Raw genomic sequence first — 15050 nt, forward strand, 5'->3', positions numbered from 1 at the left:
GGTGCCGTTGCTGCGCACCTTCAGGTAGTTGAGCGAGCCGGCGTTGCACGCGGCCATCTCGGGGCGGGTGGCGCGCAGGCAATCCAGCGGGCCCTGGTAGTGGGGGCCGACCACGCCGGTGGTCTGGTTGATGATCAAACCGGGGCAGGCATCGCGCATGGCCTGCACGCAGTCGAGCGCCACCTGCGGGTCCCAGCTGGGCAGGTGGCCCTTGCCGGGCTCCTGGTTGCGAAAGTGCACGTGGACCACGGCGGCGCCTGCGTCGCAGGCGCGGCGGGCTTCCTTCGCCAATTGCCCGGGCGTGACGGGCACGTGGTGCTGGCCGGGGTCGGTCAGCACGCCGGTGATGGCGCAGGTGATGATGGCTTTGTGGCTGGTTGCATGACTGGTCATGTGCGTCTCCGAATGGCGTTACTGCTCTTGCTTCGCAACACCCCGACCGTTCGGCCTGAGCCTGTCGAAGGCGGGTGCCCTGGCTTCGACAGGCTCAGCCCGAACGGTTGATGGTGGGCGTGCCATGGCTTCGACAGGCTCAGCCTGAACGGTCTGGGGCAGCGGAGACCTGGCTTCGACAGGCTCAGCCCGAACGGTGGGAACAAGGGTGGGCGTTTGGTCACGGGCAACGCTTCCATTCAAATACCCAACTGCTTGGCAGCCAGGTCTTTCATGATTTCTTCCGCACCGCCGCCGATCATCATGACCTTGACCTCGCGGTAGATGCGTTCGCTGACGGTGCCGCGCATGAAGCCCATGCCGCCCAGGATCTGCACGGCCTGGTCGGCGCAGAACTGCAGGGTCTGGGTGGCGTGGTTCTTGAGCAGGCACACGTTCGCCACCCACTCGGTACCGGTGTGGCCCGCATCGGCCTGCGCAGCCACGGACTCGCACCATGCGGCCGTGGACTGGATGCGCATCTGCATGTCCACCAGCTTGTGGCGGATGACCTGGTGCTCGACCAGCGCGGCGCCAAAGGTCTTGCGCTGGCGGGCCCAGGCCAGCGCTTCGTCGTAGCAGGCCTCGGCAAAGCCCAGGGCCGACACGGCCAAGCCGAAGCGCTCGCCGTTGAAGTTGGACATGATGATCCGAAAACCCGCACCCTCTTCGCCCAGCAGGTAGCGCGCCGGCACGCGCACGTTGTCGAAGCGCAGGTGCGCGGTGTCGGAGCAGAGCCAGCCCATCTTGTCCAGGCGCGTGCGCGAAAGGCCCGCGCTGTGGCCGGGGATGAGCAGCATGGAGATGCCCGCGCTGCCCTTGCCGCCGCCGGGCCGCCCCAAGGCGGCAAGCGCCCCCTCGGGGGGCAGCGACCCCTGCGAAGCAGGGGAGCGTGGGGGCTCATGGTCTCTGCCGGCATCCCCGGTCCTCACGGCCACGGTGATCCAGTCTGCACGCATGCCCGACGTGATGAACACCTTCTCGCCATCGACGACGTAGTCATCCCCCTCGCGCCGCGCGGTGGTCCTGAGCTGTGCCACGTCCGACCCGCCACCGGGCTCGGTGATCGCCAGCGCGGTGATCTGCTCGCCCGCCAGCACGGGCGGGATGACCTCGGCGCGCACTGCGTCGCTGCCGTGGGCCAGCACGGGCGGCAGGCCGATGTTGTGCGACAGCAGGCTGGCCAGCACGCCGCCGCTGGCACCGTGGCGGCTGAGCGCGCGCCACAGCGGCAGGCGCAAGGCGTAGCTGGCGGGCGTGCCGCCGTACTGCTCGGGGTAGCCCAGGCCCAGCAAGCCCAGGTCCGCTGCGCGGCGGTACAGGCTGCGAGGGAATTCACCGGCCGCGTCCCAGGCGCCCACGTGCGGGGCGATCTCGGTGCGGGCAAAACGGGTGACGGTGTCGGTGAGTGCGTTGCGGTCTTCGTCGCTCTCCGACGTCGTGTGCGTCGGGGCCGTCATGCGGGACCTCCTGGCAGGGCGGGAGCAAAGCGCACCAGCACCTGGCCAGGCGCCACCTGCTGGCCCGGCGCGACCAGCAACTCGGCCACGGTGGCGGCCACGGGGCAGGCCAGGCTGTGTTCGAGCTTCATGGACTCGATGACCACCACGGTATCGCCCGCCGCCAGCGCCTGGCCCGCGGCCACGGGCAGCGCGACCACCTTGCCGTTGAAGGGCGCGCGCAGCTCGGTGGCGCCACCGGCGGCGCCCGCGCGGGCTGCCGGCTCCCAGGATGCGTCTTCCACCCAGCCATCCACACCACCGGTCTGCCAGTGCCAGCGCAGCCGGCCCACGGGCACGGCGTGCACCGTGTGGTCGGCCACCGGCGCATCGCCGCCCTGGCCGGTGGCACGCACCGCACCGCCGGGCTGCGGGGTCAGTTGCACCGTGGTGGTGGTCGTGATGGTTTCCATCGACCCTGGCGAGGCGCTGGCAGGCTGGGCGCGCTCCACCTGCAGCCGCCCGGCTCCCAGCTCGCGCACCGACAGCGGCAGCACTGTGCCCTGGTGGCGCAGACGCAGCGGGCGCGCCAATGAGCACGGCAGGCTGGCGGAGGCTGGTGTGGGTGAATTTGAAGCAAAAATGGCCGCTACCGCGCAAGGGACCAGCGCCAACAGCTCCTCTTTTAATAGCAGATCCTGCAGACCCGCTGCATGCTCTGCCAGAAACGGCACCAGCGCCTGCCCGCCCCGGAACGCCGGGTGCTGCAGGCACGCCGCCAGGAATGCGCGGTTGGTGGGCAGGCCCAGCACGCGGGTGGCGTTGAGCGCACGCACCAGCGCGTCGATGGCCTCGGCCCGCGTGGGCGCGTGCACGATGAGCTTGCCCAGCATGGCGTCGTAGTGGGGCGAGACCTCGGCGCCCTCCTCCAGCGCATGGTCAAAACGCAACGCACCCTGCGCAGCGCGTTCAAAGGCCGTGGCCGCGGGCGCGCTGAAGTGCAGCACGCTGCCGGTGTGCGGCCGAAAGTGCGCGTCTTCGGCACACAGGCGCACCTCGATGGCGTGGCCTTGCAGATCGACCTGCGACTGCGTGATGGGCAGCGGCTCGCCGCGCGCGATGCGGATCTGCCACGCCACCAGGTCCAGGCCGGTGAGGGCTTCGGTCACCGGGTGCTCCACCTGCAGGCGGGTGTTCATCTCCATCAAGAAGAATGGCGCCCCTGCGCTCGCCGGGGACGGGGCCCCGGCTGTTGCGGGGCGTGGGTCTTTCGCGGCTTGGGACGTTGCAGCGTCGTCCCCATCGTTGCCATCCAGCAAGAACTCCACCGTGCCCGCGCCCACATAGCCGACAGCCTGCGCCAGGGCCACGGCGCAGGCGCCCATGCGCTCGCGCAGCGCGGCGCCTACCGCCGGGCTGGGAGACTCTTCGATGATCTTCTGGTGGCGGCGCTGCACCGAGCAATCGCGCTCGCCCAGGTGGATGCACGCGCCGTGGGCATCGGCAAAAATTTGCACCTCCACATGGCGGGGCTGCAGCAGCGCACGCTCGATCAGCAGGTCGCCACAGCCAAAGCCCGCCAGCGCTTCGGACCGGGCGCTGGCCAGTGCGGCGGGCAGTTGCGCCGCATCGGTGACGAGCCGCATGCCGCGCCCTCCCCCACCCGCCACGGCCTTGACCATGGCGGGGTAGCCGATGCGCGCGGCCTCTTGCGCAAAACGTTCATCGCTCTGGTCGTCCCCCGCGTAGCCCGGCAGGCACGGCACCCCATGCACCGCCGCCAGCGCCTTGGCACCGGCCTTGCTGCCCAGCGCGCGGATGGCTGCGGGGGGCGGGCCGATCCAGGTCAGGCCGGCATCGACCACGGCCTGGGCGACGTCGGCGTTCTCGCTGAGGAAGCCGTAGCCGGGGTGCACCGCATCGGCGCCGGTGGCACGCGCCGCGGCCAGCAGCTTGTCGGTGCGCAGGTAGGTGTCGGCACTGGATGCGCCGCCCAGCGCAATGGCCTGCGTGGCCTCGCGCACATGCAGGGCGTTGGCGTCGGGGTCGGAGTAGACGGCCACCGTTGCGATGCCCATGCGGTGGGCGGTGTGGATGATGCGGCGGGCGATCTCGCCGCGATTGGCGATGAGGATCTTTTTCATGGCTTCGCACTCCAAGGCGGCGTCTTGCGCGCGGCAAATGCAGCCAGCCCTTGCGGTGCCTCAGGCCCACGCAGCGCTTGCGCAAAAGCCAAGGCCGCGTCATCCAGCAGCGCGAGCAATGGCGTCTCGGGCTGGGCCAGCAACAAACGTTTGGTGGCGGCCACGGCCTGCGGCGCTGCGGCGGCGTGGCGTGCAATGGCAGCTTGCACAGCGGCCTCCATGTCACCAGCGACCACCTCATCCACCAGCCCCGCACGTTGAGCCGTCGCGGCATCCCAGCGCACGCCTGTCAACAAACACCCCCGCGCTGCCGCTGGGCCCAGGCGCCGCACCACAAACGGTGCGATCTGCGCAGGCACGATGCCCAGCGTGACCTCGGGCGTGGCGAACTGCGCGCCGCTGTGTGCGAGCACGCGGTCGGCACAGCACACAAGCCCAAAGCCGCCGCCCATCGCGGCGCCCTCCACCACCACGATGAACCACTGCGGCAACGCACACAGCGCCTGCAGCAGCGTGCCAAAGCGGCGGTTCAGCGGCACCAGCGGGTCAGCCTCGCCCGCAGCCAGGGGCTGTCCAATGGTCTTGGCAAAGCCACCCAGGCTACCCCCCGCGCAGAAGTGCCCACCGGCACCCCGCAACACCACGCCGCGCAGGTCGGTATCGGCCGCAGCCCGCTCACAGGCGGCTATCAAACCATCAACCATCGCCTCCGACAGCGCATTGCGGCTGGCCGGGTCATTGAGCGTCCAGGTTTCCACACAGCCGCTAGCCAGCGGCGCGCGGTCGATCAACAGCGAATCGGCCATGTCAGTGCGCAGGCCGCTTGGCGATGCCCATGAGCTTGGCGAGGATGCCCAGCATCACCTCGTCCGCACCGCCGCCGATGGACGCCAGCCGCCCGTCGCGGTACATGCGCGAGACCTTGTTCTCCAGCGTGTAGCCCATACCGCCCCAGAACTGCAGGCAGGTGTCGGGCACCTCGCGGTTCAGGCGGCCGGCCTTGAGCTTGGCCATGCTGGCCAGCTCCAGCACGTCCTGCCCGTTCACGTACAGGTCGCAGGCGCGGTAGGTCAGTGCGCGCAGCGCCTCGACCTCGGTCTTGAGTTCGGCCAGCTTGAATTGCACCCACTGCTGGTCGGCCAGCGTGCTGCCAAACAGTTTGCGCTCCTGTGCGTAGTCGATGGTCCACTGGATGCAGTGGTTCAGCGATTCGAGCGTGCTGGCGGCGCACCACAGGCGCTCTTCCTGGAACTGCTGCATCTGGTAGATGAAGCCCTGCCCTTCCGCGCCGATGCGGTAGCGCTGCGGTACGCGCACCTCGTCGAAATAGATGAGCCCGGTGTCGCTGCTGTGCATGCCGATCTTGCGGATCTTCTGCGCCACCTCGACGCCCTGGGTCAACCGGCCGCCGGGGCCATCGCGCAGGGGCACCATGACCAGGCTCTTGTTCTTGTGAGGACTGCCGCCCGTCACGCTCTGGCCGTCGCCCGTGTTCACCAGCATGCACATCCAGTCGGCCTGCAGGCTGTTGGTGATCCACATCTTCTGCCCGGTGATCACGTAATCGTCACCATCCTTGCGCGCCACGCTTTTGATGCCCGACACGTCGCTGCCCGCCGCCGGCTCGCTCACGCCGATGCAGCCCACCATGTCGCCCGCGATGGCCGGGGCCAGAAACTGGCGCTTGAGCTCTTCGCTGCCGTAGCGCGCGAGCGCCGGGGTGCACATGTCCGTCTGCACGCCAATGGCCATGGGCACGCCGCCGCAGTGGATATGGCCCAGCGTCTCGGCCATGGCCAGGCTGTACGAGTAGTCCAGGCCCGCGCCGCCGTATTCCTCGGGCTTGCACAGGCCCAGCAGGCCCAGCTGGCCCATCTTCTTGAAGACCTCGTGCGCGGGGAAGATCTCGGCCGCCTCCCACTCGTCCACGTGGGGGTTGATCTCTTCGTCGATGAAGCGCTTCAAGGTCTTCTGGATCTCGCGGTGCTCGTGCGTGAACTGCATGGTGCCTGTCTCCTGCGGTTATGTGTTGTGCCTGCGAACCTCGACCCGGAACATCACGACAGATCGAACTGCCCCAGGGGCTGCGGCCGCCCGTTGAGCACCAGCTCCACCTGGTGCGCGCCGGGGTAGTGGGTGCGTGTGGTCATCTGCTGCAGCGACAGCGTCTTGCCCACGGCCACGGTCGCCCCTGCGGGGATGTCCAGCGTCTGCAGCTTGAACACCTTGGCCGCCGCGCCACCGTGGGCCTTGACGTAGTGCACCTTCAGGTCGGCCAGCACGCGCTGCGGCAGTGGCGTGGGGTTGTGCAGCTCGGCCTCGATGCGCACCTTGTCGCCGATGCGCGCACGGGCGGGCACCACGCGAGCGGCCCGCACATCCAGCGCCACGGCATGTCCCACGCCCAGGGCATCGAGCGCGCCAGCGTCGCCGCGCTTGATGAGAAAACGCAGGCCGTGGCGCACCAGGGTTTCGCGCGGGACGGGTGCGCCCTGCAGCCAGGTGCGCGCGGTGCCCACGGCCAGGTCGGGGTGGTCCTTGGCGATGTCGCCCAGGTGGTTGGCCACCGAGCGGCGCACATAAGACGATGGGTCGTCCTTGAGCGCATCGAGCAGCGGCAGGGCCAGCTGCGGGTCCTTCTGGAATGCGGGCAGGCGCGGCGCCCAGGGGAGGCGGGGCCGCGTGCCTTCGCTCACCAGGCGGCGCACGTGGGCGTTGCCGTCCTGCGCCCAGTCCCGCAGCCGCGCGAGCGTGGCCTGCTGGTGGAGCAGCAGATAGGGGCGGATGCAGAACTCGGCGGTAAAGCGCTGGGTCAGCGCGTGCTGCGCGGCCATGGCCGCCTCGAAATGCGCCAGGCCCTGCGAGCCGATGTACAGGCTGTGCGGCAGGTACAGGAAGGCGCTGTAGGGGCGGTCGCCCGCATGGGGCTCGCCGGCGGCGTCCAGGCCCATGGGCGGGTCCATGGAATCGACCAGCACGGCCAGTGCGCGGGGTATGTCCTGGGGCAGGTGCGCCTGCAATGCCTGCGCAATGCGCTGGCCGCGCGCCATCAACTCCAGCGAGTCGTAGCCGGGCTCGACCTGCCACAGGAAGGCGGCCGTGTCGAACTTGCGCCAGGCGCGCTGCACCATGGCGGCAATGCGCGGCGGCACGGTGTCGTTCAGCAAATATTTGAGAGGTTCGGCCATGGTGTGTGTCTGTGTGCTTGCACCCTCGTCGCTTACATCCGCGCCACGCCAAAGCTCAGGGGCCGCAATGTGCGGGCCTGTGCCTCAGCGCAGGTATCGAGGCAAAAGGCCAGCACGGCGCGCGTGTCGCGCGGGTCGATCACGCCGTCGTCCAGCAGCAGGCCGCTGGTGTAGAACGCATCGGCCTGGGCCTCGAACATGGCGACGATCTTGTCGAACCGGGCTTGCGATTCGGCGGGGTCGGGCGTGACGCCTTTGCGCGCCAGTGCCGCCTCGGTCACGATCTGCATGGTGCGCGCGGCCTGCTCGCCGCCCATCACGGCCGTCTTGGCCCCGGGCCAGCTGAACAGGAAGCGCGGCGCATAGCCCCGCCCGCACATGCCGTAGTTGCCCGCGCCGAAGCTGGCGCCGCACTGGATGGTGATCTGCGGCACGGTGGCGTTGGTCACGGCCTGGATCATCTTGCTGCCGTGCTTGATCATGCCGCCCTGCTCGCTGTCCTTGCCCACCATGAAGCCGGTGGTGTTCTGCAGGTAGATGATGGGGTGGCCCAGCTGGCACATCCACTGGATGAAGTGCGTGGCCTTGTTGGCGCCCGCCACGTCGATGGGGCCGTTGTTGCTGATGAAGCCCACGGCATGCCCGCCGATGCGGCCCTGCACGCAGAGCGTGGCCATGCCGTAGCGGGCCTTGAACTCCAGCAGCTCAGACCCATCCACCAGCCGCGCGATCACCTCGCGCATGTCCACGGGCTGGCGCAGGTCGCCGGGCATCAGGGCCAGCAGGTCGTCGGCGGGCAGCGTGGGGCAGGGAGCGCTGGGCCGCGCGGGGGTGGTCCACCCCAGCTGCGCGATCACGTCGCGTGCCATGCCGATGGCCTCGCGGTCGTCCTGCGCCAGGTATTCGCCCAGGCCCGAGACGGCGGTGTGCATCTCGGCGCCTCCCAGCTCCTCTTCGGTCGCGACCTCGCCCGTGGCGGCCATGAGCAGCGGCGGCCCGGCCAGGAAGGCGCGCGAGCGGCCCTGCACCATGATGACCACGTCCGACAGCCCCGGCATGTAGGCCCCGCCCGCGGTGCCCGAGCCGTGCTGCACGGTGATGACCGGAATGCCCGCCGCCGACAGCCGCGCGAGGTTGCGGAACAGCGTGCCCCCGTGCACGAAACCTTCGACCCGGTAGCGCATGAGGTTGGCGCCTGCGCTCTCAACGAGGTGCACGAAGGGCAGGCGCTCGCGCAGGGCGATCTCCTGCACGCGCAGAATCTTTTCCAGGCCCATGGGCTGGATCGCCCCCGCCTCGATGCCGGAGTCGCTGGCCACCACCATGCAGCGCACACCGCTGACCCACCCGATGCCGGCAATCATCCCGCCGCCGGGCACGGACTTTTCGGGGTCCTTCACATCCTGCAGGTAGCCCGCCAGGGTGCACAGCGGCAGCCACGGCGCGCCCGCATCCAGCAGCAGCGCCACGCGCTGGCGCGGCAGCAGCTGGCCGCGTTTGTCGAACTGGGGCTGCGAGCGGGCCGATGCCGCCGCGGCCCGATCTTCCAGCGCGCGCAGGGAATCGAGGCGCGCAGCCAGGTCAGCGCGGCGCTTTTGCGCATCGGGTGCACCGGGGAGGAAGCGCGAAGCGAAGGCAGTGGTCATTCGTCGGAGTCCTTGGGTGCACAGCCCGCCGGTTCTGCGGACGCTGCAAACACACGCGGCACCTGCGCACGGTGAAAGCCCGCATAGGGCTTGACCGCAGCACGCTGCTGCGTGGCGGCATCGGGCACGCGCAGCGGCCAGCCCAGGCGCACCTGCGGCCGCGCGCCGTCCACACGCAGCGTGCTGCCGCTGATGAAACTGGCGGCCGGGCTGAGCAGGAAGACGATGGCCGCCGACACCTCGGCCTCGTTGCCGAAGCGGCCCAGCGGCACGGTCTGCGGCATGGCGCGCAGCGTGTGCGCGGCGGCGGGCGGGTAGTTGTCCATGCCGCTCGATGCGATGTAGCCCGGCGCGACCGCGTTCACGCGCACGCCGCTGCAGGCCCATTCGAGCGCAGCGGTTTCGGTGAAGCTGACCATGCCCGCGCGCGCCGCGCCGCTGTGCCCCATGCCCGGCATGGAGCCCCACATGTCGGCCACGATGTTGACTACTGAGCCGCCGTTCGGCGCCATCCACTGCCGATAGCATTCGCGCGCCACCAGGAAGCCACCGGTGAGGTTGGTGTGCAACACCGCCTCCCAGCCCTTGGCGCTGATGGATTCGAGCGGCGACATGAACTGCCCGCCCGCGTTGTTCACCAGACCATCGATGCGCCCGTGCGCGGCCAGCACCTGCTGCACCAGCACGACCACCGCGTCTTCGGAGCGGATGTCGCACGCATGCCAGGACGCTGCGCCACCATCCGCAGCGATCTCGTCGACTACGGCCTGCAGCTTCTCGGGCTTGCGCCCGACCAGCACTGCGTGCGCGCCCAGGCGCGCCAGCTCGTGCGCCGTGCAGCGGCCAATGCCCGAGCCGCCGCCCGTGACGATGACCACCTGGCCGCTGAACAGGCCTGGCGCGAACACCGACTGGTAGCCGCTGGGTGCATTGAGGGCCGTGGAAGCCATGGTGGGTGCGCCTTTTTATTTTGCTGTTATGTGCGGATGAACAGGGCCAGGGCCTCGTCGGTGAGTGCGTCGAGCGACTTGCCCTTCTTGGGCGAGAACCACTGCACCGCCCAGTTGAGCGCGCCAAAGATGAACAGCCGCGCCACGCCAGGCTCGGCCTGCAGCGCGCCCTGCTTGGCCAGCGCCTCGAGCGCGGGCATCCACGCGGCCTCGTAGCTGTCCTTGATGCGCGCAATGCCCTTGCGCTGCGCCGGCGTGAGCGAGCGCCATTCGTACAGCATCACCGGGATGAAGCTGCTGCGCGGGCCGAGCAGGATCTCGAAATGGTGGCGGATGAGCGTGTGCAGCTGCTCGCGTGGCATGGCCTTGGCCGGCAGCGCACCGAGCGCCTGTTGCTGGCTTTGCGTGGCCATGGTCATGCCCTCGCTCATCACGGCGTAGAGCAGCGCGCTTTTGCTTTCGAAATGGTAGAAGGGCGAGCCGCTGTGCATGCCGGCGGCGGCGGCGATGTCGCGCGTGCTGGTGGCGGCGAAGCCCTGGGTGCGGAACAGCTTTGCGGCGCCGTCCATGAGCTTGCGGCGGCGGTTGCCGTCGTCGAGTTCTTCGGCGGTTTTGCGGGGACGGCCGCGGGGACGGCGGGGTGGTTGTTTTTCTTCTTCGGCGGTGGAGATCTGAGACGTGGCGGCCTTGCGTTGGCGGGCTGGTGGGAGGGGTGCAGCGGGCGCGGATGCGCGGGGGCGTCGGGCTGGGGATTCCATGTTTTGCACGATAGCAAAATGGATTATTTTTAGCAAGCAAGTGCTTTGTAAAAATATGGATGCTTGTGGTGAGAGGAATGGAGTTCTTCAAAGGCGGGGGGCCTTTGGGGCTGGGTGCCCTGGCCGTCCTATACGTACGGATTGAGATGGCCTATGTTTGTACCAACCCGAACCGTTCGGGTTGTGTTTGTTCTCGCAACCGGGGTAGATTGAATCCCGCCCGTTCGGGTTGAGCCTGTCGAAACCAGGGCACATCGATTCACGTCCGTTCGGGTTGAGATTGTCGAAACCTGGGCGCTGCTCGCGAGCTCGCTGATGGGCCGCATGCCTAGTTGAAGGGCGGAGGCCGGGAGTCGCCCGGCGTGCGAGTAACTTTCTTTTGGTTCGCCAAAAGAAAGTCACCAAAGAAAAGGCGACCCTACAGCCTGCGTCCCTTCGCTTCGCTGCGGGCAACCTCCGGTGCTCGGTCATGGGGTGCGCTGCGGAACTCGCTGCGCGCTGCCGCGCTACGCTCAAACATCCGCAGCGAGTCAGTTCACGATGCGTGTGTCCTTCGGCACACGCTCACCCCACGCCCTGCGCTCCTCGGCGCATCCTGAAGGGATGGGGAGAGAACATCCACACGGGCCATCGCGTTGCTCGGCCCCGAACGCGCAGGCGCTTCGCGCCGCGACCGCGAGGCCGAGCGCAGCGATGGCCCGTGTGGCTGTTCGGCTGTCCACCCCCTGTGGCTGCGCCTGCGGCGGGGCGGTTGCGGGGTGAGCATGGGCGTCGGAGCGCCCATGCCTCGTGCTCTAGCTCGCCGTGGTTGTCTGAACGTAGCGCGCAGCGCGCAGTGAGTTCCACGGCGCACCCCGCAACCGCCCCGACGCAGGTTTGCCCCTTCGCAACGCGAAGGGGTCGCAGACTGGGGGTCGCCTTTCTTTTGGGTACTTTTCTTTGGCGAAGCAAAGAACAAGTACCTCGCCCGCCGGGGCGAACTCCCGGCCTCCGCCCTCGACACAGGCACGCCGTCCAAATTAGCAAGTGAGCCCAGGTTCCGACAAGCTCAAGCCGAACGGACATGGATCGATGCGCCCAAGTTTCGACAAGCTCAACCCGAACGGATAGGGGTAGTAACACGCACAGGCTTCGACAAGCTCAGCCCGAACGGTCGGGGCAGCCAAGGCCAAAGGCGTCGACACACTCACCACGCGACCGGCAGCAAGCCGCAGACCCCGGCAAGGCATCCGCCCATCACTGCGTAGTTCTACGGAGCCCTGCGCGTAACCGCACGAATGTGCAACAACACGCGCATTTCCTACAGTTCTCCCACGGCGCCACAACGGGTGGCACCGGCCCCAAACACCGGAGAACAAACACCATGCAAAAGACCATCGCCCAGACCGCCGCCGCCATCACCCTGGCCCTGATCGCCACCGCCGCCAGCGCCGAAGGCGTTCGCACCGAGAAGAACATCTCGCTCGACCTGGCCAACCAGATCGCCGCCCACACCGTGGCCGCCTGCACCGCCAACGGCTACAACGTGACCGCCACCGTGGTGGACCGCGCCGGCACCGTGCGCGCCGTGCAGCGGGCCGACAACGCCGGCCCCCACACCCTGGAAGCCAGCCGCCTGAAGGCCTACACGTCCGCATCGGCCAAGAACACGACGCTCGCGATCATGGAAGGCTCGCAAAAGAACCCCGCCGCCGCCAACCTGGGCCAGATCCCCGGCTACCTGCTGCTGGGCGGCGGCGTGCCGCTGAAGGTGGGCAATGAAGTCATCGGCGCCGTGGGCGTGGGCGGTGCGCCCGGCGGCCACCTGGACGAGCAGTGCGCCATGGCGGGCATCGCCAAGGTGGCAGACCTGCTGAAGTAAGCAAGCAAGTAAGTAAGTAAGTAAAAAGTAGTTCCGTACAACCTGCAGCGTCCGCGCCTTCTGAGCAAGGGCGCGGACGCTGAGCAGTCACCCGCCGCCGCAACCTCCACTGCAAAAGGGACACACGCCATGAACCAAACCACCACCTTGCCTTGGGCCCTGCTGGCCGCCGCCCTGCTGCTGGCGCACCCCGCCCAGGCGCAAGTGCCACCCACGGCCACGCAGACCGCCGCCTACCAGGGCCTGCACGCCGCCGCAGCGCGCGGCGACACGGCCAAAGTGCAAAAGCTCGTGGCGGCCCGTGCCGATGTGAATGCGCGCGACAGCTATGGCCGCACGCCGCTGCACGTGGCCACGTTTGCCCGCCAGCGCGATGTGATCCGGCTGCTGGTGCAAGCCCAGGCCGACATCAATGCGCTGGAAAACGACCGCTACGACGCGGTGACCATCGCCGCCGTGGCGGACGATGAAGACACTCTGCGCCTGCTGCTGCAACTGGGCGCGAGTGCGGCGCAGGTCACCAGCCGCTACGACGGCACCGCCCTGATTGCCGCAGCGCACCTGGGGCACAACGGCGTGGTGCGCCAGCTCATCGCGGCCGGCGCGCCGCTGGACCATGTGAACAACCTGCACTGGACGGCGCTGATCGAGTCCATCGTGCTGGGCGACGGAGGCACGCGCCACCAGGCCACCCTGCAGGCGCTGCTGAAGGCCGGTGCCAGCCAGGCGCTGACGGACCGCCAGGGCAACACGCCGCTGCAACTGGCGCGCCAGCGGGGCTACACCGCGATGGTGCAGATGCTGGAGAACCCGGGTGCGGGGCGGCCGCTTTGAGCTGTGCTGGTTCTGCCGGAGCCAGGCCTGAAGCTGTGGCTGCGATGGTCGCGGTAGGCTGCAGTAGCGCCAGTCATTGCGAATGCCAGGCAGGCAGGCAGGCAATTGCTATACAAAAATAGCTGCCAGCGCTTGACCAACAAGCGGTAGCGGCCAGTTTCACTTGAATTTCTACCCCACCAGCACCAAGCCAACCTCTGGTACCGGCGCTCGCAGTGGTGGACCCTCCTGACCAGCCACCTGCACGGCGTTTCGCAGGTCAGGGGGCAAGATGCTATTGAAACAATAGCTGCCAGCGCTCTACCAACAAGCGGTAGCGGCCTTTTTCATTCAAAGTCCTGCTCGCCCGTCACCAGGCGCGCCTTCACGGTCTTGCCCTTCACGCGGCCCTGGTTCAGGCGCTGGGCAGCCTGCGCGCCGATGGCGCGGTCCACCGCCACGTAGGTGGAGAAGTCGTTCACGTTGATCTTGCCGATCTGCTCGCGGGTGTAGCCCATCTCGCCGGTCAGCGCGCCCAGCACGTCGCCGGCGCGGATCTTTTCCTTGCGCCCGCCGATGATCTGGATGGTGACCATGGGCGGCACCAGCGGGCCGCTGCCCGTGGGGGTCAGGTCAGCCACCGGGTACCAGCGCGATTCGCGGCCCTGCAGCACCTCGATCTTGCCCACGCTGCCCATCTCGTCCAGGCTGGCCAGGTTCAGCGCCAGGCCCTCGGCATCGCCGCGGCCGGTGCGGCCGATGCGGTGGATGTGCACCTCGGGGTCGGGCGTCACGTCCACGTTGATCACGGCGGCCAGGTTGGCGATATCGAGGCCGCGCGCGGCCACGTCGGTGGCCACCAGCACCGAGCAGCTGCGGTTGGCAAACTGCACCAGCACCTGGTCGCGCTCGCGCTGCTCCAGCTCGCCGAACAGCGCCAGCGCGCTGAAGCCCTGCGCCTGCAGCACGCCCACCAGGTCGCGGCACTGCTGCTTGGTGTTGCAAAAGGCAATGGAAGAGTCGGGCCGGAAGTGGTTGAGCAACTGCGACACGGCGTGCAGGCGCTCGCTGTGCTTCACCTCGTACCAGCGCTGCTCGATCTTGCCTTCGGCATGCTGGGCCTGCACGGTGATCTGCACCGGCGACTTCATGAACTGCGCGCTCAGCTTGGCGATGCCTTCCGGGTAGGTGGCCGAGAACAGCAGGGTCTGGCGCTCCTTCGGGCACTGGCGCGCCACGGTGACGATGTCGTCGAAGAAGCCCATGTCCAGCATGCGGTCGGCCTCGTCCAGCACCAGGGTGTTCAGCGCTTCCAGGCTCAGGTGCTGGCGCTCCAGGTGGTCCATCACGCGGCCGGGCGTGCCCACCACGATGTGCGCGCCGTGCTCCAGGCTCAGCATCTGGCCGCGCAGCGGCACGCCGCCGCACAGGGTCACGACCTTGATGTTTTCTTCGGCGCGCGCCAGGCGGCGGATCTCGGTCGTCACCTGGTCGGCCAGCTCGCGCGTGGGGCACAGCACCAGGGTCTGCACCGCAAAACGGCGGGGGTTGAGGTTGGCCAGCAGCGCCAGCGCAAACGCGGCGGTCTTGCCGCTGCCGGTGCTGGCCTGGGCGATCAGGTCCTTGCCCAGCAGCGCGGGCGGCAGGCTGGCCGCCTGGATCGGGGTCATCTGCGTGTAGCCCAGCTGCTGCAGGTTGGCCAGCATGGCGGGGTTCAGCGCCAGCGTGCTGAAATCAGTGCCGGCTTGGTTTTCTTTGGAGGTCATGCCCCGATTATCCGGCCCAGGCCTTGCGGGCGGGGTTACCGGGCCCCTGCCAT

At 68.6% G+C, this 15050-nt stretch carries 12 protein-coding genes; 2 read left to right on the plus strand and 10 right to left on the minus strand.

The window, feature by feature from the left end:
- From ACIGHN_RS15125 to ACIGHN_RS15165, 9 genes are all read right to left on the minus strand, one after another.
- A partial coding sequence (locus ACIGHN_RS15125) for a 3-keto-5-aminohexanoate cleavage protein (protein WP_396505021.1) occupies positions 1–393 on the minus strand: 393 nt, incomplete at its 3' end.
- Positions 394–632: 239 nt separating this feature from the next.
- Positions 633–1892 (minus strand): acyl-CoA dehydrogenase family protein, encoded by a 1260-nt coding sequence (locus ACIGHN_RS15130; RefSeq protein WP_396505022.1) that lies wholly within the window; start codon positions 1890–1892, stop codon positions 633–635.
- On the minus strand, positions 1889–4015 hold the full coding sequence (locus tag ACIGHN_RS15135) for an acetyl/propionyl/methylcrotonyl-CoA carboxylase subunit alpha (RefSeq protein ID WP_396505023.1): 2127 nt from the start codon (positions 4013–4015) through the stop codon (positions 1889–1891). Before ACIGHN_RS15135 ends, ACIGHN_RS15130 begins: the two co-directional genes overlap by 4 nt.
- Positions 4012–4821 carry an enoyl-CoA hydratase/isomerase family protein gene (locus ACIGHN_RS15140; RefSeq protein ID WP_396505024.1) on the minus strand — a complete coding sequence of 270 codons (810 nt, stop codon included), beginning with the start codon at positions 4819–4821 and terminating at the stop codon, positions 4012–4014. Before ACIGHN_RS15140 ends, ACIGHN_RS15135 begins: the two co-directional genes overlap by 4 nt.
- 1 nt (position 4822) lies before the next feature.
- Positions 4823–6019 (minus strand): acyl-CoA dehydrogenase family protein, encoded by a 1197-nt coding sequence (locus ACIGHN_RS15145; RefSeq protein WP_396505025.1) that lies wholly within the window; start codon positions 6017–6019, stop codon positions 4823–4825.
- A gap of 53 nt (positions 6020–6072) precedes the next feature.
- On the minus strand, positions 6073–7203 hold the full coding sequence (locus tag ACIGHN_RS15150) for a DNA alkylation repair protein (RefSeq protein WP_396505026.1): 1131 nt from the start codon (positions 7201–7203) through the stop codon (positions 6073–6075).
- 32 nt (positions 7204–7235) lie between these two features.
- Positions 7236–8849, minus strand: a complete 1614-nt coding sequence (locus tag ACIGHN_RS15155; RefSeq protein WP_396505027.1) for an acyl-CoA carboxylase subunit beta — start codon at positions 8847–8849, stop codon at positions 7236–7238.
- The gene (locus ACIGHN_RS15160) at positions 8846–9799 is read right to left on the minus strand and encodes an SDR family oxidoreductase (protein ID WP_396505028.1); all 954 of its coding nucleotides are present in this window, start codon (positions 9797–9799) and stop codon (positions 8846–8848) included. Before ACIGHN_RS15160 ends, ACIGHN_RS15155 begins: the two co-directional genes overlap by 4 nt.
- A 26-nt stretch (positions 9800–9825) precedes the next feature.
- The gene (locus tag ACIGHN_RS15165) at positions 9826–10557 is read right to left on the minus strand and encodes a TetR/AcrR family transcriptional regulator (RefSeq protein ID WP_396505029.1); all 732 of its coding nucleotides are present in this window, start codon (positions 10555–10557) and stop codon (positions 9826–9828) included.
- Positions 10558–11920: 1363 nt separating this feature from the next.
- Between ACIGHN_RS15165 and ACIGHN_RS15170 the strand changes: the two genes are divergently transcribed.
- A complete protein-coding gene (locus ACIGHN_RS15170) occupies positions 11921–12418 on the plus strand; it encodes a heme-binding protein (protein WP_396505030.1) in 498 nt (165 codons plus the stop codon).
- 129 nt (positions 12419–12547) lie between these two features.
- Positions 12548–13252 carry an ankyrin repeat domain-containing protein gene (locus ACIGHN_RS15175; RefSeq protein ID WP_396505031.1) on the plus strand — a complete coding sequence of 235 codons (705 nt, stop codon included), beginning with the start codon at positions 12548–12550 and terminating at the stop codon, positions 13250–13252.
- 326 nt (positions 13253–13578) lie between these two features.
- On the opposite strand, the gene dbpA is transcribed toward ACIGHN_RS15175, so the two are convergent.
- Positions 13579–14997, minus strand: coding sequence for an ATP-dependent RNA helicase DbpA (gene dbpA, locus ACIGHN_RS15180; protein WP_056417150.1), 1419 nt, complete (start codon positions 14995–14997; stop codon positions 13579–13581).
- Positions 14998–15050: the final 53 nt, after the last annotated feature.

The sequence above is a fragment of the Acidovorax sp. NPDC077693 genome, from assembly GCF_044542805.1.
Classification (GTDB): domain Bacteria; phylum Pseudomonadota; class Gammaproteobacteria; order Burkholderiales; family Burkholderiaceae_C; genus Acidovorax.